22 protein-coding genes are annotated in these 24,785 nt (G+C 71.3%); all 22 read left to right on the top strand.

The genetic code is table 11. The features are described from left to right. Positions 1-6 precede the first annotated feature (6 nt). Positions 7-1,389, top strand: coding sequence for a replication-associated recombination protein A (locus DEJ31_RS01880; RefSeq protein WP_375537605.1), 1,383 nt, complete (start codon positions 7-9; stop codon positions 1,387-1,389). A gap of 276 nt (positions 1,390-1,665) precedes the next feature. Continuing rightward, a complete protein-coding gene (gene rpsD, locus DEJ31_RS01875) occupies positions 1,666-2,295 on the top strand; it encodes a 30S ribosomal protein S4 (RefSeq protein ID WP_110902175.1) in 630 nt (209 codons plus the stop codon). Positions 2,296-2,409: 114 nt separating this feature from the next. Beyond that, complete coding sequence (locus DEJ31_RS01870) at positions 2,410-2,601, top strand: hypothetical protein (protein ID WP_111043765.1); 192 nt, start codon at positions 2,410-2,412, stop codon at positions 2,599-2,601. Positions 2,602-2,698: 97 nt separating this feature from the next. Continuing rightward, entirely contained in the window at positions 2,699-5,356 is a 2,658-nt protein-coding gene (gene alaS, locus DEJ31_RS01865; RefSeq protein WP_111121061.1) for an alanine--tRNA ligase, read from the top strand. Positions 5,357-5,358: 2 nt separating this feature from the next. Further along, complete coding sequence (gene ruvX, locus DEJ31_RS01860; protein ID WP_110902178.1) at positions 5,359-5,808, top strand: Holliday junction resolvase RuvX; 450 nt, start codon at positions 5,359-5,361, stop codon at positions 5,806-5,808. A 71-nt stretch (positions 5,809-5,879) separates the two neighbouring features. Next, positions 5,880-7,607 (top strand): endolytic transglycosylase MltG, encoded by a 1,728-nt coding sequence (mltG, locus tag DEJ31_RS01855; RefSeq protein WP_111121060.1) that lies wholly within the window; start codon positions 5,880-5,882, stop codon positions 7,605-7,607. Positions 7,608-7,703: 96 nt separating this feature from the next. Then, a complete protein-coding gene (gene aroC / locus DEJ31_RS01850) occupies positions 7,704-8,924 on the top strand; it encodes a chorismate synthase (RefSeq protein WP_110902180.1) in 1,221 nt (406 codons plus the stop codon). A gap of 71 nt (positions 8,925-8,995) precedes the next feature. Beyond that, positions 8,996-9,517 (top strand): shikimate kinase, encoded by a 522-nt coding sequence (locus DEJ31_RS01845; protein ID WP_110902480.1) that lies wholly within the window; start codon positions 8,996-8,998, stop codon positions 9,515-9,517. An 11-nt stretch (positions 9,518-9,528) separates the two neighbouring features. Beyond that, positions 9,529-10,611, top strand: a complete 1,083-nt coding sequence (gene aroB, locus DEJ31_RS01840; RefSeq protein ID WP_111121181.1) for a 3-dehydroquinate synthase — start codon at positions 9,529-9,531, stop codon at positions 10,609-10,611. Positions 10,612-10,657: 46 nt separating this feature from the next. Continuing rightward, the gene (locus DEJ31_RS01835) at positions 10,658-12,349 is read left to right on the top strand and encodes an AarF/ABC1/UbiB kinase family protein (RefSeq protein WP_111121059.1); all 1,692 of its coding nucleotides are present in this window, start codon (positions 10,658-10,660) and stop codon (positions 12,347-12,349) included. A gap of 70 nt (positions 12,350-12,419) precedes the next feature. After that, positions 12,420-12,980 carry an elongation factor P gene (efp, locus tag DEJ31_RS01830; RefSeq protein ID WP_110902182.1) on the top strand — a complete coding sequence of 187 codons (561 nt, stop codon included), beginning with the start codon at positions 12,420-12,422 and terminating at the stop codon, positions 12,978-12,980. Between the two features lie 11 nt (positions 12,981-12,991). Next, positions 12,992-13,444, top strand: coding sequence for a transcription antitermination factor NusB (nusB, locus tag DEJ31_RS01825; protein ID WP_111043760.1), 453 nt, complete (start codon positions 12,992-12,994; stop codon positions 13,442-13,444). Positions 13,445-13,519: 75 nt separating this feature from the next. Next, the gene (gene pyrR, locus DEJ31_RS01820; protein ID WP_111043759.1) at positions 13,520-14,104 is read left to right on the top strand and encodes a bifunctional pyr operon transcriptional regulator/uracil phosphoribosyltransferase PyrR; all 585 of its coding nucleotides are present in this window, start codon (positions 13,520-13,522) and stop codon (positions 14,102-14,104) included. Continuing rightward, positions 14,101-15,060 carry an aspartate carbamoyltransferase catalytic subunit gene (locus DEJ31_RS01815; protein ID WP_111043758.1) on the top strand — a complete coding sequence of 320 codons (960 nt, stop codon included), beginning with the start codon at positions 14,101-14,103 and terminating at the stop codon, positions 15,058-15,060. The genes pyrR and DEJ31_RS01815 overlap by 4 nt, the downstream gene beginning before the upstream one ends. Beyond that, on the top strand, positions 15,057-16,412 hold the full coding sequence (locus DEJ31_RS01810; RefSeq protein WP_111121058.1) for a dihydroorotase: 1,356 nt from the start codon (positions 15,057-15,059) through the stop codon (positions 16,410-16,412). Before DEJ31_RS01815 ends, DEJ31_RS01810 begins: the two co-directional genes overlap by 4 nt. Further along, a complete protein-coding gene (locus DEJ31_RS01805) occupies positions 16,409-16,954 on the top strand; it encodes a hypothetical protein (protein ID WP_111043756.1) in 546 nt (181 codons plus the stop codon). The genes DEJ31_RS01810 and DEJ31_RS01805 overlap by 4 nt, the downstream gene beginning before the upstream one ends. After that, positions 16,951-18,150, top strand: a complete 1,200-nt coding sequence (gene carA, locus DEJ31_RS01800) for a glutamine-hydrolyzing carbamoyl-phosphate synthase small subunit (RefSeq protein WP_111121057.1) — start codon at positions 16,951-16,953, stop codon at positions 18,148-18,150. The genes DEJ31_RS01805 and carA overlap by 4 nt, the downstream gene beginning before the upstream one ends. Further along, positions 18,150-21,428 carry a carbamoyl-phosphate synthase large subunit gene (gene carB, locus DEJ31_RS01795; protein WP_111121056.1) on the top strand — a complete coding sequence of 1,093 codons (3,279 nt, stop codon included), beginning with the start codon at positions 18,150-18,152 and terminating at the stop codon, positions 21,426-21,428. Before carA ends, carB begins: the two co-directional genes overlap by 1 nt. Next, the gene (pyrF, locus tag DEJ31_RS01790; protein ID WP_258366071.1) at positions 21,425-22,309 is read left to right on the top strand and encodes an orotidine-5'-phosphate decarboxylase; all 885 of its coding nucleotides are present in this window, start codon (positions 21,425-21,427) and stop codon (positions 22,307-22,309) included. Before carB ends, pyrF begins: the two co-directional genes overlap by 4 nt. A gap of 53 nt (positions 22,310-22,362) precedes the next feature. Beyond that, on the top strand, positions 22,363-23,271 hold the full coding sequence (gene gmk / locus DEJ31_RS01785) for a guanylate kinase (RefSeq protein WP_110902482.1): 909 nt from the start codon (positions 22,363-22,365) through the stop codon (positions 23,269-23,271). Positions 23,272-23,300: 29 nt separating this feature from the next. After that, positions 23,301-23,564 (top strand): DNA-directed RNA polymerase subunit omega, encoded by a 264-nt coding sequence (gene rpoZ / locus DEJ31_RS01780; protein ID WP_110902190.1) that lies wholly within the window; start codon positions 23,301-23,303, stop codon positions 23,562-23,564. Between the two features lie 5 nt (positions 23,565-23,569). Continuing rightward, positions 23,570-24,778: a methionine adenosyltransferase gene (gene metK / locus DEJ31_RS01775; RefSeq protein ID WP_111043754.1), complete on the top strand. Its 1,209-nt coding sequence runs from the start codon at positions 23,570-23,572 to the stop codon at positions 24,776-24,778. Positions 24,779-24,785: the final 7 nt, after the last annotated feature.

Here is a 24,785-nt window from a genome sequence, read left to right as displayed (position 1 = left end):
CGACGCATGGCAACTGACCGGTCGGGGATGAACGCGCCCACGACGGGTGGCCGGACCGGGTTGGCCCAGGGTTCGGTACCGCTGGCCGTCCGCATGCGTCCGACCAGTCTCGACGAGGTGGCCGGTCAGCAGCACCTCCTCGGACGCGGATCACCGCTCGTGCAGCTGGCGACCGGCTCACGGGAGAGCCCAGGCGGCGTCTCGGTGATCCTGTGGGGACCGCCCGGCACCGGCAAGACGACCCTGGCGCAGGCGATCGCCCGGCAGTCCGGCCGCGAGTTCGTGGAGCTGTCCGCGGTGACCGCCGGTGTCAAGGACGTGCGGGAGGTCATGGAGAAGGCCCTGACGCACCGGGACCTCTACGGGGCGACGACGGTCCTGTTCCTCGACGAGATCCACCGGTTCAGCAAGGCGCAGCAGGACGCCCTGCTGCCCGGGGTCGAGAACGGCTGGGTGATCCTCATCGCCGCGACCACCGAGAACCCGTCCTTCTCGGTCATCTCGCCGCTGCTCTCGCGCTCGCTGCTCCTCACGCTCAAGCCGCTGACCGACGCCGACCTCGGCATGCTGGTCGACCGCGCGGTCGAGGACGCCAGGGGCCTGCGTGGTGCGGTGGTCCTCGGCGACGAAGCGCGGGCTGCGATCGTCCGTCTGGCCTCCGGTGACGCCCGCCGGGCCCTCACCGCGCTCGAGGCAGCGGCGGCGTCCGCCGTGGCGGCCCAGGACGACGACGAGCGTGCGGCCGGCACCGCTCCGGTCGTCGACGCCGACACGGTCGCCGCGGCGGTGGACCGCGCACTCCTCCGGTACGACCGACAGGGCGACGAGCACTACGACGTGATCAGCGCCTTCATCAAGTCGGTGCGGGGGAGTGACGTCGACGCGGCGCTGCACTACCTGGCGCGGATGATCGAGGCCGGTGAGGACCCGCGGTTCATCGCCCGACGGATCATCATCTCGGCGTCCGAGGACATCGGCATGGCGGACCCGCAGGCGTTGCCGATCGCCGTCGCCGCCGCGCAGGCCGTGCAGTTGATCGGCATGCCCGAGGGTCGGATCCCGCTCGCCGAGGCCGTCGTCTACCTGGCGACCGCGCCGAAGTCGAACGCGGCGTACAACGGCGTCAACCAGGCCGTCGCCGACGTCAAGGCCGGTCGGATGGGCGTCGTGCCGAACCACCTCCGCGACGCGCACTACGCCGGCGCGAAGCGGCTCGGGCACGGCAAGGGGTACATCTACTCGCACGACGCCGAGCACGGGGTCGCGACGCAGCAGTACCTGCCCGACGCCCTGGACGGCACCGAGTACTACACGCCGACCGGCAACGGCTTCGAGCGCGAGATCGGCCCGCGGCTCGACCGACTCCGCGGGATCATCCGCGGCGACTGACCCCCCGGGTGCGACGCGCGGGCGCCGTGAGGGCCACATCGGGACCGGATGCTGCTATCGTTGACGGGCCTACGTCCTGGTCCTCGCGTGCGGCTGCGTCGAGGACACAGTGTCGGACACGTCCTGAACGGACCTGACCGGCACGGGGGCAGAGGTTCGGGCTGTAGCCGCCCGATCCCACAGGCTCATCCCTCTGGATCCCGTCACGGGGTCCGTCGGCGCGTGCGCGCTCCGAGACCCGTGACACCTTCAGTTCAGTACAGAGAAAAGGACCCTGTGTCTACCAAGTCACGCACCCGCAGCAAGACCCGCCTGTCTCGCGCGCTCGGCATCCCGCTGACGCCGAAGGCGGCCCGTTACCTCGAGAAGCGCCCCTACGGCCCCGGTGAGCACGGTCGTACCCGCCGTCGTCAGGACAGCGACTACGCGGTGCGCCTCCGTGAGAAGCAGCGTCTGCGCGCCCAGTACGGCATCCGCGAGAAGCAGCTCCGCATCGTCTTCGAAGAGTCCCGCAAGGCGGCCGGTCTGACCGGTGAGAACCTCGTCGAGACCCTCGAGACGCGTCTGGACGCCCTCGTGCTCCGCGCCGGCTTCGCCCGCACGACCTCGCAGGCCCGCCAGCTGATCGTGCACCGCCACATCCTGGTCGACGGCAAGCTCGTCGACCGCCCCTCCTTCCGCGTCAAGGAGGGCCAGCTGATCCACGTCAAGCAGCGCTCCGAGTCGCTCGAGCCCTTCCAGGTCGCCGCTGCCGGTGGCCACCAGGAAGTCCTCCCGAAGGTCCCGGGCTACCTCGAGGTCGAGATCGACAAGCTCCAGGCCCGCCTGGTCCGTCGCCCGAAGCGCGCCGAGGTCCCCGTGACCTGCGAAGTGCAGCTCGTCGTCGAGTACTACGCAGCCCGCTGATCCCAGCACCTGTGTGAACGGCGGGTCGTCCTCCTCGGAGGGCGGCCCGCCGTTCTTCGTGCCCGCGCTACGCTTGTCGGACGCACGCCCCGGCGTGCCCGAGAGGGAGGCATCGTGAAGCAGCTGTTCTTCGTCGCCGTCGGCGTGGTGATCGGTTTCGTCGCCGCGCAGCGCGTCAGCCGGACGCCGTCCGCCGCACACCTCCTCGCCCAGGTCGACGCCGGCGCGAAGGCCTTCACGGGCGCGGTGGCCGAGGGGTACCGCTCACGCGGAGCCGAGCTGCGCCCGACCGCCCACACGGACTGACGCAGCCCCGTTCCGGACGCTGGGTCCACCTGCCGCACCGTCCCACCTGACTCGCTCCGAGCCTCCCGTCCCCGCCACACGCCCTACAGGAAGCACCATGCAGACCGCAGAGATCCGCCGTCGTTGGCTCCAGTTCTTCGGTGACCGCGGCCACACCGTCGTCCCGTCCGCGTCGCTCGTCTCGGACGACCCGTCGCTGCTGTTCACGGTGGCCGGCATGGTGCCGTTCATCCCGTACCTGACCGGGCTCATCCCGGCGCCGTACCCCCGCGCCACGAGTGTCCAGAAGTGCATCCGCACCAACGACATCGAGGAGGTCGGCAAGACCCCGCGGCACGGCACGTTCTTCCAGATGAACGGCAACTTCTCGTTCGGCGACTACTTCAAGGAGCAGGCGATCCAGTACGCCTGGCAGTTCCTGACCGACCCGGAGTCCGGCGGCGGGCTCGGCTTCTCGGCGGACGACCTCTGGGTCACCGTCTACGAGGAGGACGACGAGGCGATCGACTTCTGGAAGCGGCACTCGACGCTGCCGGACGACCGCATCCAGCGCCTCGGCAAGGACACGAACTACTGGTCGACGGGGCAGCCCGGTCCGGCCGGCCCCTGCTCGGAGATCTTCTTCGACCGTGGCCCGGCGTACGGCGTCGACGGCGGTCCCGCGACCGACGACGACCGCTACGTCGAGATCTGGAACCTGGTGTTCATGCAGTACCAGATCGCGGACGTGCGGTCGAAGTACGACTTCGAGATCACCGGCGAGCTGCCGAACAAGAACATCGACACCGGCATGGGGCTCGAGCGCGTCGCCTTCATCAAGCAGGGCGTCGACAACATGTACGAGATCGACCAGGTCCGCCCGGTCCTCGACAAGGCCGCCGAGGTCTCCGGCCGTCGCTACGGCGCCGACCACGAGGACGACGTCCGGATGCGCGTCATCGCCGACCACGTCCGTTCGGCGCTCATGCTCATCACCGACGGTGTTTCGCCGTCGAACGAGGGTCGTGGCTACATCCTCCGTCGCCTGCTCCGTCGCACCGTGCGCGCGATGCGGCTGCTCGGGGTCGAGGGTGCGACCTTCCCCCAGCTGTTCCCGGCGTCGCGCGACGCCATGCGCGACGCCTACCCCGAGGTCGGCGAGCAGTACGACCGCATCGCCCGGATCGCCTACGCCGAAGAGGAGACGTTCCTCCGCACGCTCGCGCAGGGCACGACGATCCTCGACGTCGCCGTCGACCGCGCCAAGCAGGACGGCCGTCCGTCGATCGGCGGGGACACCGCCTTCCTGCTGCACGACACGTTCGGCTTCCCGATCGACCTGACCATGGAGATGGCCGAGGAGGCGGGCGTCCACGTCGACCGTTCCGCGTTCGAGACGCTCATGTCGGAGCAGCGCTCGCGTGCCAAGGCCGATGCGAAGAGCAAGAAGACCGCCCTCGCCGACCTCAGCGTCTACAGCGCGTTCCGTGCCGCGGGGGAGACCGTCTTCCTCGGCTACGACGCCCTGCAGGCCGAGAGCCGGGTCCTCGGCCTCATCGTCGACGGCCGGAGCGTCGACCGTGCGGTCGTCGGCGACATCGCCGAGGTCATCCTCGGCGAGACCTCGCTCTACGCCGAGTCCGGTGGCCAGGACGCCGACCAGGGGGCGATCGTCGGTAACGGCTTCGACCTCGAGGTGCTCGACGTGCAGCGTCCGGTCTCCGGCCTCTGGAGCCACACCGTCCAGGTGCGCTCCGGCGAGGTCGGTGTCGGTGACCCGGCGACGACCCTGGTCGACGCCGAGTACCGCCGTGGTGCGACCCAGGCCCACTCGGCCACGCACCTGGTGAACGCGGCGCTCCGCGACGTCCTCGGCCCCGAGGCACTGCAGGCCGGCTCGTACAACAAGGCCGGCTACATGCGCCTCGACTTCTCGTGGAGCCAGCCGGTGTCGCTCGACACCCGCTCCGAGATCGAGGAGGTCGTGAACACCGCGATCCGCTCCGACCTCGAGGTCTCCACGCGCATCCTGCCGATCGACGACGCCAAGGCCCTCGGGGCCCAGGCGCTGTTCGGCGAGAAGTACGGCGCCGAGGTCCGCATGGTCGACATCGGCGGCCCGTGGTCCCGGGAACTCTGCGGTGGCATCCACGTTGCCTCCAGCTCCCAGGTCGGCCTCGTCAACCTCGTCGGCGAGTCCAGCGTCGGGTCGACCAACCGCCGTGTCGAGGCCCTCGTCGGCCTCGAGGGCTTCCGTGAGCTCGCCGTCGAGCGGACCATCGTGTCCCAGCTCTCGAGCGCACTCAAGGCGCCGCGTGACGACCTCCCGGGCCGTGTGCAGTCGCTGCTCGAGGACCTGAAGACGGCCCAGAAGCGCATCGCGGAGTTCGAGTCGGCGAACCTGCAGCAGCGCGTGCCGGCGGTCGCCCGGACCGCCGAGCGCGTGGGTGCCGTGGCGCTCGTCGCACAGGTGGTCGACGGGCTGTCCTCCGGCGACGACCTCCGTGCCCTCGCCACCGGTGTCCGGGGTCAGCTCGGCTCCGACGCCGCCGTGGTCGTGCTCGGTGCCGTCATCGGCGGCAAGCCGGTCGTCATCGTCGCGACCAACGACGCCGCCCGTTCCGCCGGTGTCCAGGCGGGGCCGCTCGCCAAGGAGGCCGCCGGTGTCCTCGGCGGTGGTGGCGGCGGCAAGCCGGACCTCGCGCAGGGCGGTGGCACCGACGCGTCGGCGCTTCCCGCGGCCCTCCGCGCCGTGTCCGACCGCATCGCGGCCTGACGGTGACGGTCCGCTCCGGGCGCCGGCTCGGCATCGACGTCGGCCGCGCCCGGATCGGGGTGGCGGTGTGTGACCGCGACGGGCTCCTCGCCACCCCGGTCGAGACCGTCCGTCGGGACGACTCGGCCGACCTCCGGCGGATCCTGGCGATCGCGGAGGAGTACGACGTCCTCGAGATCGTCGTCGGGCTCCCGCTCTCGATGTCCGGTGGGGACACCCCCTCCACGACCGACGCCCGGGACTTCGCCGCCCGGATCGCGGCGCACCGGCCGGTCCGGCTCGTCGACGAGCGACTCTCGACGGTCACAGCGCAGCGCGGGCTCCACCAGGCGGGGAAGAACACGAAGAAGTCGCGGGCCGTGATCGACCAAGCGGCCGCTGTTATCATTCTGCAACATGCGCTCGACCACGAGCGCGCAGCCGGCGCCCCACCCGGGGCCGAACTCCCCTGACAGCTGCCCTCCCGGACCCGCCCCAGCGGACCGGAGCCGCGCGGGGTTCCCGACCGAGAGACCGAGGACCGTTGGCAGACGATCTGGACTGGAACGCGATCATCGCGACCGGCAGCGACGCCGGACGCCGTGACCGCACGGGGACCCGCCGAGGCGAGGGACCCACCGAGACGCCCACGGACGACCCGCCGCTGTCGCGTCGGGAAGCCCGTGCTGCGCGTGCACGAGCCGCAGCGGCGGCATCGGCCGACGACGCCGTCGATCCGACCGCGGCCCGACCCGACGACGACGGGGACCAGCGTCCCGACGCTGCCGGGAGGCCCGCCCCCCGTCCCGGCGTCGGCGCCGCTCCCACAGGCGACGACGTCCACCCCGACGTGCACGCCCTCCTCAGCGGCTCGCTGCACAGCGGTCCGGTCCCCGGCACCGCGGCACCGGCCGACGGCGGCCCGGCCGACGGTGGCCCGGCCGACGACGGCCCGGCCGACGACCTCGACGACGACCACGGGCAGCAGCCCCGACGCCGCGGCACCTGGCAGGGCGTCGGCGGCGGATCGCCACTCCCGGACGGCACCGAGCGGGTCGGCGACGGCCCGGACGGCGACCCAGTGGACGGCGACGCCCCGGCGAGCACGAGTGGTACCGGTGGCACCGGCGGCGGGAGTGGCGACGGTGGCGGGCGACGTGGCGGACGTGGGGGAGCCTCCCGGCCGCCGCGCGACGAGCGTCCGCCGCGACGCAAGGGGCCCCTCATCGCCGGGATCCTCATCGTGGCGATCGTGGTCGCTGGCGGTGCGGTCGCCTACAACTTCGCGGCACCGAAGATCCAGGCCATCGCCAGCGCGATCTCGGGGTCGCAGGAGAGCGACGACTACACCGGCGACGGCACCTCGAAGGTGACGATCACGATCAAGGACGGCGACATCGGTGAGGACGTCGCCGCGACGCTGCAGCGGAGCGGTGTGGTGAAGACCTCGAAGGTCTTCTACCAGCTCCTGCTCTCGTCGCCGAACGTGCAGTTCCAGCCCGGCTCGTACTCGCTGAAGAAGAAGATGAGCTCGAAGGCCGCGCTGACGGCTCTGCAGGACAAGGCCAACCGGGTCGAGGACCCGTCGATCGTGATCCCCGAGGGCACGGCGCTGCAGGACATCGAGGCCGGCATGGTCTCGAAGGCCGGGCTGAGCAAGGCCGACGTCGAGGCTGCAGCCGAGGACGTCTCCGCGTACGGCCTGCCGTCGGGTGTCACCACGCTCGAGGGCTGGCTGTTCCCCGCCACCTACCCGATCAACCCGAAGTGGACGGCGAAGCAGTACTTCCAGACCATGGTCGACACCATGAAGCAGCACCTGGAGACCGCCGGTGTCGCCGCCGCAGATCAGGAGCGCGTCGTCGTCTTCGCGTCGCTCGTGCAGAAGGAAGCCGGCCTCGCAGCTGACTACCCGAAGGTCGCGCGGGTCTTCCAGAACCGACTCGACGACGGCATGCTCCTGCAGTCCGACGCGACGGTGGCGTACGGCACGGGCAACACGCACCGTGTGACGACGACGGACGCCGAACGTGCCGACGGGTCCAACCCGTACAACACCTACCAGCACGAGGGGCTGCCGCCCGCACCGATCTCCAACCCGGGCGACCTCGCCATCAACGCGGTGACGAAGATGGCGACCGGCAACTGGCACTACTTCGTGACGGTCGACCTCGAGAGCGGTGAGACCGTGTTCTCGGACACGCTCGCGCAGCACGAGCAGGCCGTGCAGCGTTTCCAGGCCTGGCTGCGCGCCCACCCCGCCTACCAGTAGTCGGTCGGACCACCAGCAGGACCTCGCGTGACGGGCGGCGGTCGGTGCACCTCGCGGTACACCGGCCGTCGCCCGTCGCTGTGGGAGGATGTCGTCATGCTTCGTTGGTTGACCGCTGGTGAGTCCCACGGACCCGAACTGATCGCCATGATGGAAGGCCTCCCGGCCGGCGTCCCGGTGTCGTACGAGTCCATCCGCGCCGACCTCGCGCGCCGCAAGCTCGGCTACGGGCGTGGCTCGCGCATGAAGTTCGAGCAGGACGAGCTCCACCTGTCCGGCGGCGTCCGACACGGCCTCTCGATGGGCAGCCCCATCGCGATCCGCATCGGCAACACCGAATGGCCGAAGTGGGTCGAGGTGATGAACCCCGAGCCCGTCGAGCAGACCGACGCGTCGCGTGGCCGAGGTGCACCGTTGACCCGTCCGCGGCCCGGGCACGCCGACCTCGTCGGCATGCAGAAGTACGGCTTCGACGAGGCCCGGCCGATCCTCGAGCGCGCGTCCGCCCGTGAGACCGCCGCGCGGGTCGCCCTCGGCGCCGTCGCGAAGTCCTTCCTCGCCGAACTCGGCATGACCTCGGTGGCGCACACCCTGCAGGTCGGGACCGTCCGGGTGCCGGACGACGCAGCACTGCCCGTGCCCGAGGACGTCGACCGCCTCGACGACGACCAGCTGCGCTGCTTCGACCCCGCGACCTCCGAGCGCATGGTGACCGAGGTCGAGGCGGCCAAGAAGGACGGCGACACCTTGGGCGGTGTCGTCGAGGTGCTGTTCTACGGCGTTCCACCGGGGCTCGGCTCGCACGTGCAGTGGGACCGTCGTCTCGACGCCCGACTGGCGGCGGCGATCATGGGGATCCAGGCGATCAAGGGCGTCGAGGTCGGGGACGGCTTCGCGACCGCGGCCCGACGTGGCTCAGCCGCCCACGACGAACTCCAGCGTGAGGACGGCGAGATCGTCCGGAGGACCGATCGCGCTGGCGGGACCGAGGGCGGCATGTCCACGGGCACCGTGCTCCGCGTCCGTGCCGCGATGAAGCCGATCGCCACCGTGCCGCACGCCCTGCAGACCATCGACGTCGCCACCGGCGAGGACGCGGCCGCACACCACCAGCGCTCGGACGTCTGCGCGGTGCCGGCATCCGGGGTCGTGGCAGAGGCGATGGTGGCACTCGTGCTCGCCGACGCCGTGCTCGAGAAGTTCGGTGGCGACAGCGTCGCCGAGACCAAGCGCAACCTCGAGGGCTACCTCGCCGCGATCCCGGACACGCTCCGGACGCGTCGCACCGAGTCGTCCGCGCAGACCCCCGCCTGGTGACCGGGGCCGACGTCCCGCCCGGGGCAGTCCAGGCCGGGGCCGCGGTCCCGCCCGTCGTCGTCATCGGGCCGATGGGTGCCGGCAAGTCGAGCGTCGGGCGCCGGGTCGCGAAGGCCCTGGGCGTGCCGTTCACCGACACCGACCGGGTGATCGCACGTGAACACGGTCCGATCCCGCAGCTCTTCGCCGAACGCGGCGAGCCGGCCTTCCGGGAACTCGAGGCCGCGGCGGTCCGTCGCGCGATGCAGATCGGCGGCGTGGTCTCGGTCGGCGGGGGAGCGGTCATGCACCCGGAGACGCGCGCCGCGATGGCGGGCGCGCACGTCGTGCTCCTCACCGTCACGGCCGAGGCGGTCGCCGCGCGGATCGCCGGTAGCGACCGCCCGCTCATCGCCTCGGGTGGCATCGACGCCTGGCAGGCGATCCTGGACGAGCGGGCGGCGACGTACGCCGAGCTCGCCCACGTGGTGTTCGACACCTCGCGCCGACCCATGTCCCGGGTCGCCGACGACGTCGTCACCTGGGTCCGCGACAGCGCACCCGCCGGCACCCACACTCCACCTCCCCCCACCTCCGACGAAGGAGCACCGTGACCGAGTCGTCCCTGCCCGAGGGCACCACCGTGATCCGCGTCGGCGGCCAGGACGGCTACGTCGTCGCGGTCGGCAACGGCCTGCTCGCGTCGGTCCCCGCCCTGCTCGGTCCGCGAGTGGCGAAGGTCCTCATCGTGCACGCCCCGACCCTGGGTGCCCGCGCCGAGGACCTCCGTCAGCTGCTCGTCGGCGCGGGGCTCGAGGCCCTCATCGCCGAGGTGCCCGACGCCGAGGCCGCGAAGCGGATCGAGGTCGCCTCGTTCTGCTGGCAGGTCATGGGACAGTCGGACTTCACCCGGACCGACGCCGTGATCGGCCTCGGCGGCGGTGCCGTCACCGACCTCGCCGGCTTCGTCGCCGCCACCTGGCTGCGCGGTGTGCCGTACCTGTCGATGCCGACGACGGTCCTCGGGCTGGTCGACGCGAGCGTCGGTGGCAAGACCGGCATCAACACGAACGAGGGCAAGAACCTGGTCGGGGCCTTCGCCGCCCCGCGCGCCGTGGTCGGTGACCTGGACCTGCTCCGCACCCTGCCACGGAACGAGATCCTGGCGGGCTTCGCCGAGATCGTGAAGGCCGGGTTCATCGCCGTGCCGGAGATCCTCGACGTGATCGAGGCAGACGTCGACCGCGTGACCGACCCGACGACGCCGGAGTTCCGCCGCGTGGTCGAGCTCGCGATCGAGCTGAAGGCCCAGGTCGTGTCCGAGGACTTCACCGAGCAGGGCCGCCGCGAGGTGCTCAACTACGGGCACACCCTCGGCCACGCCATCGAGCACGCCGAGCGGTACCAGTGGCGACACGGTGCGGCGGTGGCGGTCGGCATGGTGTTCGCCGCCGAGCTGGCACGCCTCACCGGGCACCTGGACGACGCCACGGTCGACCGGCACCGCTCGATCCTGGATTCGCTGTCGCTCCCGACGACCTACCCGCTCGGCCGGTGGCAGAGCCTCCTGGCGACGATGCGCCGCGACAAGAAGGCCCGCGCCGGCATGCTCCGGTTCATCATCCTCGATGCCGTCGGCAAGCCGGTGACGCTCGAGGGACCGGAGGACCACCTGCTCTTCACCGCCTACCAAGAGGTGGGTGCCTGAGGGCTGTACCCCGGTCGGCCCCAGGCCCGCGGAGCAGACTGACGGCGTGCCGAACCCGCCCCGCCTCAGCGACTTCTCCACCCAGCAGCGCCAGGAGCCCTCGGGTCTCCGCAGCCGCGGCCGCCGTTTCACCGAGGTGCTCGGGATCGCCCGTCGGCACGCGCTGCTGCCGTTCCGTCGGTTGGACTTCTCCCGGGACCCGGCCACCGCCGACCTGCGCCGTGACCAGGCGGACCACCTGCGCCGGGCACTCGAGGAAGCGGGCGGCGGTTTCGTGAAGATGGGCCAGCTCCTGTCGACCCGCGACGACCTGCTGCCCGCGGAGTGGACCGAGGGTCTCGCGCACCTGCAGCGGGGCGTCCGTCCCGCGGACCCGGTCGAGGTCGCGGCGTTGCTCGAGGCCGAACTCGGCGCGCCGGTGTCCGAGGTGTTCGCGTCGTTCGACTCGGAACCGGTCGCCGCGGCCTCGATCGCGCAGGTGCACCGCGCCCGGCTCACCGACGGCACCGCGGTGGCCGTGAAGGTCCAGCGCCCCGGCATCGACGCAGCCGTCCGGCGGGACGTCGACATCGCGCTCCGCGTCGTGCGGTTCCTCACCCGGACCTCCGCCCAGGCTCGTCAGCTCGGGGTGGTGCAGGTCGCCGAGCAGTACGGTGCGGACCTGATCCGCCAGGTGGACTTCTCGGCCGAGCTCCGCAACCTCGAGTCCCTCCGCGCCGCCCAGGCCCGCAGCGCCCGACCCGACGAGGTCCGGTTCCCGGAGCCGTACCGCGACCTGTCGAGCCGTCGCGTGCTCGTGATGGAGTTCCTCGAGGGGGACACGCTCAGCGCCATCCGAGCAGAGCGCTCCGACCGTGACCTCGACGAGCCGATGCGGGCGATCCTGCGGTCGTTCCTGCGCCAGGTCGTCTTCGACGGGGTCTACCACGCGGACCTGCACCCGGGGAACGTCCTGGTGCTGCCCGACGGTCGGCCCGCCCTCATCGACTTCGGCTCGGTCGGGAGGCTCGACCCGGGTCTCCGGGACACGGTCCAGGAACTCCTCGCCGCCTACCTGCAGGACGACACCTCGCGCATCGCCGACGCGGTGCTCCGGATGGCCCCGGTCCGCAACGCCGAGGACGAGTCCGACTTCCGTCGGGACATGGCCCGTTTCGTCGCGGAGGAGCTCGGTCCGGGCGCACGGATCGGGGTCGAGACGGTCGACGACGCCGTCGCGGTGTTCGGGCGGTACCGGCTCCGTGCGCCGGCGGACTTCGTGGCGGCGGCCCGGGCCCTGGCGATCTTCGAGGGCACGCTCCGCACGCTGACCCCGTCGTTCGACCTGCTCGAGGAGTCGCGCGGCCTGGCTGCGGAGCAGATCCGCGACCAGCTCCGTCCGGCCGCGATCCGGAACGTGCTGGTGCGCGAACTGTTCGGCCTCGTCACCTCGGCACGTCGGCTCCCACGACGCATCGACAAGATCACCGAGGCGGTCGAGGCCGGCCGCCTGTCGGTGAACATCCGCCTGCTCAGCGATCGACGGGACCGGCAGACGGTGTCGGGCATGATCCGTCGGGTGCTGCTCGTGCTCCTGGGAGCCGGGTCGGGCCTCCTGGCCGTGGTGTACCTGGCGACGCCCGCGCGACCGACCGCGGTGATCAGCACGCTCGTGGCCGGCGCCCTGCTCGGCGGCACCTGCGTCGTCCTGCTCGCCTGGGCAGCGATCGACGCCTGGCTCGCGCGCCGACGGCAGTAGCCCGTCCGCTACACTCGTCCGGGGCTCCACGAGCCCGGACTCCTTCACAACACCATCGAACGGAAGACCAATGGCGAGTACCACTGACATCAAGAACGGCGCCGTTCTCATCATCGACGGGCAGCTCTGGTCGGTCGTCGAGTTCCAGCACGTGAAGCCGGGCAAGGGCGGCGCCTTCGTGCGCACCAAGCTCAAGCAGGTCGTCTCCGGCAAGGTCGTCGACCGCACCTTCAACGCCGGCGCGAAGATCGAGACCGCCGTGGTGGACCGTCGCGACTTCCAGTACCTCTACGAGGACGGCGACTCGTACGTCTTCATGGACCAGGACACCTACGACCAGGTCAACGTCCCGGCGGCCGTCGTCGGTGACGCGCGCAACTTCCTGCTCGAGTCCGCGCAGGTCACCATCGCGATGAACGAGGGCAACCCGCTCTACGTCGAGCTCCCGACCTCGATCGTCACCACGATCGAGACCGAGCCGGGCCTGCAGGGTGACCGCTCCTCCGGCGGCACCAAGCCGGCGACGATCGTCACGGGCTACCAGATCCAGGTCCCGCTGTTCCTCGAGAGCGGCACGAAGGTCAAGGTCGACACGCGTGACGGCAACTACCTCGGCCGCGTCAACGACTAGGCGCTGACCGGATGAGTGCTCGTTCCAAGGCGCGGAAGCGCGCCCTCGACATGCTCTACGTGGCCGAGGTGCGCGAGCTGCCGATCGCGGACGTCCTGGCGACCGAGACGGTCCGCCACCTCGACCAGCCGGAGCGTGCCTCCAGCTGGGACTACGCGCGGCAGATCGTCACGGGCATCGACGAGGCCCGGTACGAGATCGACGGCGTGATCGCCGACCACGCGCAGGGCTGGTCGATCGCGCGCATGCCCGTGCTCGACCGCTGCATCCTGCGCATGGGGGTCTGGGAGCTCCGGTTCAACCCGGAGGTCCCCGACGCGGTCGCGATCGCCGAAGCCGTCGAGCTCGCGCAGTCGCTCTCCACGGACGACTCGGCCGGCTTCGTGAACGGTGTCCTCGGCGCCGTCGCGGGCGGCCGCGGACCGTCCGGTCGGACTGTCGCGGAGGACCAGGAGTCCCGCTAGGCTCGAAGCCGTCAGCATCCTTGAAGCCGTCCAGAGAGACGGGAGCCGTCCAGAGAGGCGGGGAAGGAGGTCGGCGTGGGTACCAGAACGGTCCTGCAGCAACCCGACATCACGCGTGCTCTGACACGCATCGCGCACGAGATCCTCGAGGCCAACCACGGTGGCTCGGAACTCGTGCTGCTCGGCATCCCGACCCGTGGGGCCGTCCTCGCCGAGCGCCTCGGTCGCATCCTCGCCGACATCGAGCCCGGGTGGGAGTCAGCCGCCGCGGGGATCGGCAGTGAGCGGGTCGGCGCACTCGACGTCACGATGTACCGGGACGACCTGCGCCGGGGCATCGGTCGAGCGCCACACCCGACGGTGATCCCGGCCGGCGGCGTCGACGGCAAGGTCGTCGTCCTGGTCGACGACGTGCTGTACTCCGGCCGGACGGTCCGCGCGGCCCTCGACGCCCTGCAGGGCATCGGCCGTCCGCGCGCCGTCCGCCTCGCGGTCCTCGTCGACCGCGGCCACCGCGAACTGCCGATCCGCGCCGACCACGTCGGCAAGAACCTGCCGACGGCGGGCGACGAACGGGTCACGCTGCACCTGACCGAGACGGACGGTGTCGACGACGTCGTCATCGAACAGGGCGGTCCCGAACAGGGTGGTGCGTCGTGAGGCACCTGCTCTCCACCGCCGACCTGTCACGCGACGAGGCGATCGGGATCCTCGACGTCGCCGAGGAGATGGCCGAGGTCAACACGCGCGAGGTCCGGAAGCTCCCGGCGCTCCGCGGTCGGACGGTCGTGAACCTGTTCTTCGAGGACTCGACCCGCACCCGCATCTCGTTCGAGGCCGCCGCCAAGCGGTTGTCCGCGGACGTCATCAACTTCGCCGCCAAGGGGTCGAGCGTGTCGAAGGGCGAGTCGCTCAAGGACACCGTGCAGACCCTCGACGCGATGGGCATCGACGGCATCGTCATCCGCCACGGAGCGTCCGGCGCGCCGCGCGTGCTCGCCGAGGCGGACTGGATCGACGTGCCCGTCGTCAACGCGGGTGACGGCACCCACGAGCACCCCACGCAGGCGCTCCTCGACGCCTTCACGATGCGCCGCCGTCTGCACGGCACCGACAGCCGCGGGCAGGGGCTCGACGGGGTCCGGGTGCTCATCGTGGGTGACGTGCTGCACAGCCGCGTCGCCCGGAGCAACGCCTGGCTGCTCCGGACGCTCGGTGCACACGTCACCTTCGCCGCCCCGCCGACACTGCTGCCGGCGGTCGACCGTCCCTTCGGCGCCGCCGTGCACCACGACCTCGACGCCGCACTGGCCGAGGACCCGGACGTCGTGATGACCCTCCGGATCCAGCAGGAGCGGATGGACGACGCCTTCTTCCCGAACCCGCGTGAGTACACGCGGCACTTCGGGCTGACCGCCGCGCGGTTCGCCCGGCTGCCCGAGCGGACGCTCGTGATGCACCCCGGACCGATGAACCGGGGCCTCGAGATCGCCGGGGTCGCCGCGGACGACGCTCGCTCGACCGTCGTGGAACAGGTCGCGAACGGCGTCTCGGTCCGGATGGCCGTGCTCTACCTCGCCCTCACCGGCGACCACCAGAAGGAGACCGTCGCATGACCGCACACCTCATCCGTGGCGCGCAGCTGGTCGACGGCTCGCGTGCCGACATCCGCCTGGAGGGACCGCTCGTCACCGCGGTCGGGTCCGGTCTCGACGCGGCTGGTGCGACGGTTGTCGACGCCGACGGGCTGCTCGCCCTGCCGGGCCTGGTCGACCTGCACACCCACCTCCGCGAGCCCGGGCACGAGGAGTCCGAGACCGTCCTCTCCGGCTCGCGGGCCGCGGCCGCCGGCGGTTTCACGGCCGTGAACGCGATGGCGAACTCCTCGCCGGTCGCCGACACCGCCGGGGTCGTCGAGCAGGTGCAGGCGCTCGGAGACGACGCCGGGTACGTCACCGTCCGTCCGATCGGTGCCGTCTCGCAGGGGCTGCAGGGCACGCACCTGTCCGAGATCGGCGCGATGGCGACCTCACGCGCGAAGGTCCGGGTGTTCTCGGACGACGGCTCGTGCGTCGCCGACCCGCTGCTGATGCGCCGGGCACTCGAGTACATCAAGGGCTTCGGCGGCGTGCTCGCGCAGCACGCGCAGGAGCCCCGTCTGACCATCGGCGCACAGATGAACGAGGGCCGACTGTCGTCCGAACTGGGTCTGGCGGGCTGGCCCGCCGTGGCTGAGGAGTCGATCATCGCGCGAGACGTCCTGCTCGCAGACCACGTCGGAGCTCGGCTGCACGTCTGCCACGTCTCGACCGCCGGCAGCGTCGAGGTGATCCGCTGGGCCAAGTCCCGCGGCATCGACGTCACGGCCGAGGTCACACCGCACCACCTGCTGCTCACGGAGGACCTGATCGCCGGGCACGACGGCACCCCGGGCTACGACGCCCGGTACAAGGTGAACCCGCCGCTCCGCCGCCGCGAGGACGTCGAGGCACTCCGCGCCGCCCTGGCCGACGGCACGATCGACATCGTCGCTACCGACCACGCCCCGCACCCCGCCGAGGCCAAGCACTGCGAGTGGCCCGCCGCCGCGAACGGCATGGTCGGGCTCGAGTCCGCGTTGAGCGTGGTGCACGCCGCCGTGGTCGAGGACGGCCGACTGGACTGGGCCGACGTCGCCCGTGTGCTGTCGAGCGCGCCGGCCCGGATCGGCCAGGTCACGGGCCACGGCCACGCGATCGCCGCGGGTGCGCCGGCCGAGATCACCCTTTACGACCCCGCGGCGGGCCGCGAGTTCTCGGTGGCCGACCTGCACGGGCAGTCGCAGAACTCGCCGTACCTCGGGATGCGGCTGCCCGGCCGGGTCGTCGCGACCTTCCACCACGGCGAGCCGACGGTGCTCGACGGGCAGGTCGTCGACGCCGACACCGTCGCGGCCCGGGCTGCAGCGGCACGGGTGGCGACGGCATGAGCGGTGACACGGCGCGCTGGCTGCTCGGCGGGGTCATCCTGCTCGCGGTGGCTGCGCTGTTCGTCGCGATGGCGCGCACGTGGCGGACGCGGAGCCGACGGCAGGCGGAGGCCGTGCCTCCCGTCCCGGTGCCGGCCGACCGTGGTCCGGCGGCCGGGTCGTGGGACGGGTTCACCGTCGCGACGACCCGAGCGGACCAACCGCTCGAACGGATCACCGCCGGCGGACTCGGCTTCCGCGGCCGCGGCGGCGTGACCGTGCACGCGACCGGCGTCGTGCTGCACCACGCCGGCGTGGACGACCGGTGGATCGCCCGGAGCGCCGTCCGCGGTGCCGACCGGGCCACGTGGGCGATCGACCGAGTGGTCGAGCCCGGGGGACTGGTCCGACTGCGATGGACGGCGACCGGCGCCGCAGCTGCGACGGACCTCGACACCTACTTCCGGTTCCCGGAGGGCGACGCGGAAGCGCTCACCGCCCTGCAGGGACTGGCGACGACGAACGACTCCCCGCACACTGCGGGCGAAGGGACGAACTCATGACACGCGAACGGGCCGTACTGGTCCTCGAAGACGGCACCCGGTACGACGGCTGGGCCTACGGCGCCCGTGGGCGCACGCTCGGCGAGGTGGTCTTCGCGACCGGCATGACCGGCTACCAGGAGACGCTCACCGACCCCTCCTACGCCGGGCAGATCGTGGTGCAGACCGCGCCGCACATCGGCAACACCGGTGTCAACGACGAGGACCCCGAGTCCCGGCGCATCTGGGTCGCGGGGTACGTCGTGCGCGACCCGAGCCGCGTGGTGTCGAACCACCGCGCGGACGCGTCGCTCGACGAGCACTTGGTGCGCGACGGCATCGTCGGGATCTCCGGGATCGACACCCGCGCCCTCACCCGTCGCATCCGCGACGCGGGTGCCATGAAGGGCGGCGTGTTCAGCGGGGCGGATGCCACGCTCGACGCCGACGAGCAGCTCCGGATCGTCACCGAGCAGGCCGGCATGGCGGGGAAGAACCTCTCCGCCGAGGTCTCCACGGCCGAGGAGTACGTCGTCGAGCCGGCCGGCGAGCGGATCGGCACGCTGGCCGTCCTCGACCTCGGCGTGAAGTCGTCGACGACCCGTTACCTGTCCGAGCGCGGCTTCGAGGTGCACGTGCTGCCGCAGGACGTCACGGTCGAGCGGCTCCGCGAACTCGACCCCGACGCGCTCTTCTACTCGAACGGCCCCGGCGACCCGTCGGCGTCCGACGCGCAGGTGTCCCTGCTGCAGGAGAGCCTCCGCGACGGCCGGCCGTTCTTCGGGATCTGCTTCGGTAACCAGCTGCTCGGCCGTGCCCTGGGCTTCGGCACGTACAAGCTGCCGTTCGGTCACCGCGGCATCAACCAGCCGGTGCTCGACACGACGACCGGCAAGGTCGAGATCACGAGCCAGAACCACGGCTTCGCGGTCGACGCGCCCGTCGGTGAGGTCCTCGAGTCCCCGGTCGGCTTCGGTCGTGTCGAGGTCTCGCACTACTCACTGAACGACAACGTCGTGGAGGGCCTCCGGGCGCTCGACATCCCCGCGTTCAGCGTGCAGTACCACCCCGAGGCCGCCGCCGGACCGCACGACAGCATGTACCTCTTCGACCGCTTCCGGGACATGGTGCTCGCCCGACGGCAGGGAGCGCCGCTCGACGCGGCCACCACCGACGCCACCACGCCTGCCGCCGACATCACGAAGGAGGGCAACTGATGCCCAAGCGCACCGACATCAGCTCCGTCCTGGTCATCGGCTCCGGCCCGATCGTGATCGGGCAGGCCGCCGAGTTCGACTACTCCGGCACGCAGGCCTGCCGCGTCCTCCGCGCGGAGGGCGTCCGCGTCATCCTGGTGAACCCGAACCCGGCGACGATCATGACCGACCCGGACTTCGCCGACGCGACCTACATCGAGCCGATCACGAACGCGTCGCTCGAGGAGATCATCCGCATCGAGCAGCCGGACGCCGTCCTGCCGACCCTGGGCGGACAGACCGCGCTGAACGCCGCGATCTCCCTCGACGAAGCAGGCATCCTCGAGAAGTACGGCGTCGAGCTCATCGGCGCGAAGGTCGACGCCATCCAGCGCGGTGAGGACCGGCAGCTCTTCAAGGAGCTCGTCCTCGAGTCCGGTGCCGACGTCGCCCGCAGCCACATCGCGCACACCCTGGAGGAGGCGAAGGAGTTCGCGAAGGACCTCGGCTACCCGCTCGTGGTCCGCCCGTCCTTCACGATGGGCGGTCTCGGCTCCGGCTTCGCCTACGACGAGTCGGAACTCGTCCGCTTCGTCGGCGACGGTCTGCAGTCCAGCCCGACGACCGAGGTCCTGCTCGAGGAGTCGATCCTGGGGTGGAAGGAGTACGAGCTCGAGCTGATGCGGGACAACGCCGACAACACCGTCGTCGTCTGCTCGATCGAGAACGTCGACCCGGTCGGCGTGCACACCGGCGACTCGATCACCGTCGCCCCGGCGCTGACACTGACCGACCGCGAGTACCAGAACATGCGGAACATCGGCATCGACATCATCCGCCGCGTCGGGGTCGACACCGGCGGGTGCAACATCCAGTTCGCGGTCGACCCGGCGAACGGCCGTCTGATCGTCATCGAGATGAACCCGCGCGTCTCCCGCTCCTCGGCGCTCGCGTCGAAGGCGACGGGCTTCCCGATCGCCAAGATCGCCGCGAAGCTGGCCATCGGGTACCGCCTGGACGAGATCCAGAACGACATCACCCGCGTCACCCCGGCGAGCTTCGAGCCGACGCTCGACTACGTCGTCGTGAAGACCCCGCGCTTCGCGTTCGAGAAGTTCCCGGCCGCCGACGCCACGCTCACCACCACGATGAAGAGCGTCGGCGAGGCGATGGCGATCGGCCGCAACTACGCCACCGCGCTGCAGAAGTCGCTCCGCTCGCTCGAGAAGCGCGGGTCGAGCTTCCACTGGGACGTGCCGGCCGACCAGCTCGACAAGGCCGCCCTGCTCGAGAAGTCCGCGGTCCCGACCGACGGCCGCATCGTCACGGTGCAGCAGGCCCTCGTCGCTGGCGCCACCGCGGCCGAGGTCTTCGAGGCCACGAAGATCGACCCGTGGTTCATCGACCAGATCGTGCTCATCAACGAGGTCGCGGACGAGGTCCGTGCCGCCGAGACCCTGGACGCGGACACCGTCCGGTGGGCCAAGGAGCACGGCTTCAGCGACGCGCAGATCGCGGCGCTCCGCGGGGTCTCCGAGCAGGAGGCGCGCGACCAGCGACACGCGCTCGGCATCCGCCCGGTGTTCAAGACGGTCGACACCTGCGCCGGCGAGTTCCCCGCCCTGACGCCGTACCACTACTCGTCCTACGACACCGAGACCGAGGTCGCCCCGAGCGACCGCAAGAAGGTCGTCATCCTGGGCTCCGGCCCGAATCGCATCGGCCAGGGCGTCGAGTTCGACTACTCCTGCGTGCACGCGTCCTTCGCGCTGAGCGACGCCGGGTTCGAGACGATCATGATCAACTGCAACCCGGAGACGGTCTCGACCGACTACGACACCTCGGACCGGCTCTACTTCGAGCCGCTCACGGTGGAGGACGTGCTCGAGGTCATCGAGGCCGAGCAGGCGTCCGGCCAGGTGGTGGGCGTCGTCGTGCAGCTCGGCGGCCAGACCGCACTGGGCCTGGCGAAGCCCCTCGAGGCCGCGGGCATCCCGATCCTCGGCACCACGCCGGACGCGATCGACCTGGCGGAGGAGCGTGGGGCGTTCTCGCGCATCCTCGACGAAGCAGGCCTGCTCGCGCCGAAGAACGGCACCGCCCACGACCTGGCCAGCGCCACCGCGGTCGCCGAGGGCATCGGCTACCCGGTGCTCGTCCGTCCGTCCTTCGTGCTCGGCGGCCGCGGCATGGAGATCGTCTACGACTCCCCCACCCTCGCCGACTACTTCGACCGGATGGCCGACCAGGCGATCATCGGCCCGGACCTGCCGCTGCTCGTGGACCGGTTCCTCGATGACGCGGTCGAGATCGACATCGACGCGCTCTACGACGGCGAGCGGCTCTACGTCGGCGGCATCATGGAGCACATCGAAGAGGCCGGCATCCACTCCGGCGACTCGTCCTGCACCCTGCCCCCGGTCGGCCTCGGCCGCGCCGAGATCCAGGCCGTCGTCGACGCGACCGAGAAGATCGCGCGCGGAGTCGGCGTCCGCGGACTCCTCAACGTGCAGTTCGCCATCGCCGCCGGGGTGCTCTACGTCCTCGAGGCGAACCCCCGCGCCAGCCGCACGGTCCCGTTCGTCTCGAAGGCGCTCGGCATCGCACTGGCCAAGGCCGCGGCACGCATCATGACCGGCACGAGTGTCGACGGCCTGGTCGCCGAGGGACTGCTGCCGGCACGCGACGGCGCCTTCGTCCCGATGGAGGCCCCGATCGCCGTGAAGGAGGCCGTGCTGCCCTTCCGTCGCTTCCGCACCCGCGAGGGTCAGGTCGTCGACTCGGTGCTCAGCCCCGAGATGCGCTCCACCGGAGAGGTCATGGGCATCGACCGCGACTTCCCGCGGGCGTTCCTCAAGAGCCAGGAGGCCGCCTACGGTGGTCTGCCCACCAGCGGCACCGTGTTCGTGAGCGTCGCGGACACCGACAAGCGCGCCATCGTCCTGCCGGTGCACCGCCTGCAGCAGCTGGGCTTCACGATCATCGCCACCGAGGGCACCGCCGAGGTGCTCCGCCGCAACGGCATCCTGGTCGGCACCGTCGGCAAGTACAGCCAGGGGCAGGAGAGCGTCGTCGACCTGCTCGCCCGCAACGAGGTCGACATCGTCATCAACACCCCGAGCGGTGCCGCCGGTCGCGCGGACGGGTACGAGATCCGCGCGGCCACCGTGGCGGCGGACAAGCCGCTGTTCACGACGATCTCGCAGCTCGGCGCCGCCGTCGCGGCGATCGAGACGATCGGGACGCCGCACAGTGTCCGGAGCCTGCAGGACTACGCGCTCGAGCGGGCGGGCTGGTGACCCCAGGTCTGCACGGAGGCCCGACCCCGTTCGGCGTCCGGCTCGCGGCCGCCATCGAGTCGCGGTCGGCGCTCTGCGTCGGGATCGACCCCCACGCCGCCACCCTGGCGGCGTGGGGGCTCGGCCGCGACGAGGCCGGTCTCACCGCCTTCGGCGCCGCCCTGGTCGACGCCGCCGCGGGGCGAGCGGCTGTCGTGAAGCCGCAGATCGCGTTCTTCGAGGCGGCGGGGGTACCCGGGTACCGAGCGCTCGAGGCGACGATCGGTCGCGCGCGTGATGCGGGCCTCCTGGTCGTCGCGGACGTCAAACGCGGCGACATCGGTTCGACCGGCGACGACTACGCCCTGGCGTGGCTGGACCGTGACGGCCCGTTCACGGCGGACGCGATGACGGTGTCGCCGTACCTCGGGTACGGCTCGCTGTCCGGGACCGTCGCCGTCGCCCGCGAGAACGGTGCGGGCGTGTTCGTCCTCGCCGCGACGAGCAACCCGGAGGCGCGTGTGCTGCAGACAGCGGTGCTCGCCGAGGGACCGCGTGCCGGGCGGACCGTGGCGGCCGGTATCGTCGTGGACGTGGCAGACGACAACCGGACGAGCGCCGACCAGCCCCTGGGGGACGTCGGGCTGGTCCTCGGCGCGACCCTCGACCTCGACGACTTCGGCATCACGGCCGACGAGATCGGCACCGCCCCGGTCCTCGCACCCGGCTTCGGTGCGCAGGGGGCCCGGATCGAGGACCTCCGCGCGCTGTACGGCAGCCGGGCGGAGCAGGTCCTCGTGAGCGAGTCCCGCGGGCTGCTCGGCGACGGGCCGAACGGTGTCGCCGCACTCGTCGCCGACCGTGCCGACCGGATCGCACGCGCGCTGGGGACGGCGGCGTGAGCGACGAGCAGGCGGACGTCCGGTCCGACGACACCGATCCCGGCCGCTCGGCCCTGCCGGCGCACCGCAACCCGCCGGAGGTCGACCGGGTCGCGGCCGCGAAGGCCGCCGTCGCCGCACGACGCGCACGCGCCGCGGTCAAGTCGGCGATCGCCACCGGCGAGCGGTCGCCGCTCGAGGTCGCCCGTTCCGCCTGGTCTGAGGACGAGTCCGTCGTCGCGACCACCGCGGCCGAACGCTCGCTCCGCGTCCGTGACCTGCTCACGAGTCTGCCCGGTGTCGGACCGGCCCGGGCGGAGGCCGTGATGGGTGCGCTGCGGATCGCCCCGTCGAAGCGCCTCGGGGGACTCGGCAGCCGGCAGCGGACCGAACTGGCGGACTGGCTCGCCCAGCGCGGACGCAAGCGCGCGGCGTCGAAGCTCGTCGTGCTCGCCGGACCCACCGCGGTCGGCAAGGGCACGGTCAGCGCGTACATCCGTGAGCAGTACCCCGAGGTGAACCTCAGCGTCTCCGCGACGACCCGGAAGCCCCGCCCGGGCGAGGTCGACGGCGTGCACTACTACTTCGTGGACGACGCCGAGTTCGACCGGATGATCCGCGACCGCGAGCTGCTCGAGTACGCGACCGTGCACAACTCCTACCGGTACGGCACCCCGCGCCCGCCGATCGACCGCGCGCTCGACGCCGGCGAGAAGGTCATGCTCGAGATCGACCTGCAGGGCGCCCGCCAGGTGCGGGACGCGATGCCCGAGGCCGTCCTGGTGTTCCTGCTGCCGCCGACGTGGGACGAACTCGTCCGTCGGCTCATCGGCCGCGGCACCGAGACGCCCGAGGAGCAGACCCGGCGACTCGAGACCGCGAAGGTGGAGCTCGCGGCCCAGGACGAGTTCGACGTGCGGATCGTGAACTCCGATGTCAGCACGGCGGCACGCGAGGTCGTAGACTTGTTCTCTGCGCCCTGACCGGTGCACCGACGACGAGGAGCAACCCCATGGCCAACCCCCAGGGCATCATCGACCCGCCCATCGACGACCTGCTCAGCAAGGTCGAGTCGAAGTACGCGCTCGTGATCTTCGCTTCGAAGCGCGCTCGCCAGATCAACGACTACTACGCGGACCTGCACGAAGGCTCGCTCTTCGACAACGTCGGTCCGCTCGTCGACTCGACGATCGACGACAAGCCGCTCTCGGTCGCGCTCCACGAGATCAACGAGGACAAGCTGACCGTCACCAAGCAGCAGCAGCCCTCCGCCTGATCCCGGTGAGTGCGCTCCGCCTGTTCACGTCGGAATCGGTGACCGAAGGCCACCCCGACAAGATCTGCGACCAGATCTCGGACGCGATCCTGGACGCCCTGCTCACGGTCGACCCGAACGCGCGGGTCGCCGTCGAGACGATGGTGACGACCGGGCTCGTGCACGTCGCAGGAGAGGTCACGACCTCGGGCTACGTCGAGATCCCGCAGCTCGTCCGCGACGTCATCACCGGCATCGGGTACAACTCGTCGGACGTGAGCTTCGACGGTCGCACCTGCGGCGTCGAGATCTCGATCGGCGCGCAGTCCCCGGACATCGCCCAGGGCGTCGACGAGTCCCTCGACACCCGCTCGGGTGCCGGCACGGACCCGCTCGACCGCCAGGGCGCCGGGGACCAGGGCATCATGTTCGGCTTCGCGACGAACGAGACGCCGGAGTACATGCCCGTCGCCATCTGGCTCGCGCACCGCCTGGCCGAGAAGCTCGCCGCGGTCCGCAAGTCCGGCGAGCTGACGTACCTGCGCCCGGACGGCAAGACCCAGGTCACGGTCGGGTACGACGGCGTCACGCCGAAGACCGTCGAGACCGTGGTCCTGTCGACCCAGCACGCGCCGAGCGTCTCGCTCGAGCAGCTGACCGCGGACATCACCGAGCACGTCATCCGCCCGGTGCTCGACCTGGTGGAGCTCGACTCGTCGCACGTCGACGTGATCGTGAACCCGACCGGACGCTTCGAGATCGGCGGCCCGCAGGGCGACGCCGGACTCACCGGGCGCAAGGTCATCGTCGACACCTACGGCGGGGCCTCCCGGCACGGCGGCGGCGCGTTCAGCGGCAAGGACCCGTCCAAGGTCGACCGCTCGGCCGCCTACGCCCTGCGCTGGGTCGCGAAGAACGCCGTCGCGGCGGGTCTCGCCGACCGCCTCGAGGTCCAGGTCGCCTACGCGATCGGTCGGGCCAAGCCCGTCGGCCTGTACGTCGAGTCCTTCGGCACCGGCCACGTCGACGACGCGACGATCGAAGCCGCGATCACGAAGGTGTTCGACCTGCGACCGGCCGCGATCATCCGTGACCTCGACCTGCTGACCCCGAAGTACGCGCAGACCGCGACCTACGGGCACTTCGGTCGCGAACTGCCCGGCTTCACCTGGGAGCAGCTCGACCGCGTCGAGGAGCTCCGCACCGCGGCAGGACTCGTCTCCGTCACCGTCTGAGGCCCTT

The sequence above is a fragment of the Curtobacterium sp. MCPF17_031 genome, from assembly GCF_003234035.1.
GTDB lineage: Bacteria > Actinomycetota > Actinomycetes > Actinomycetales > Microbacteriaceae > Curtobacterium.
The sequence above is the reverse complement of the archived record's forward strand: the minus strand, read 5'-3'. Positions and strand labels throughout refer to the sequence as shown.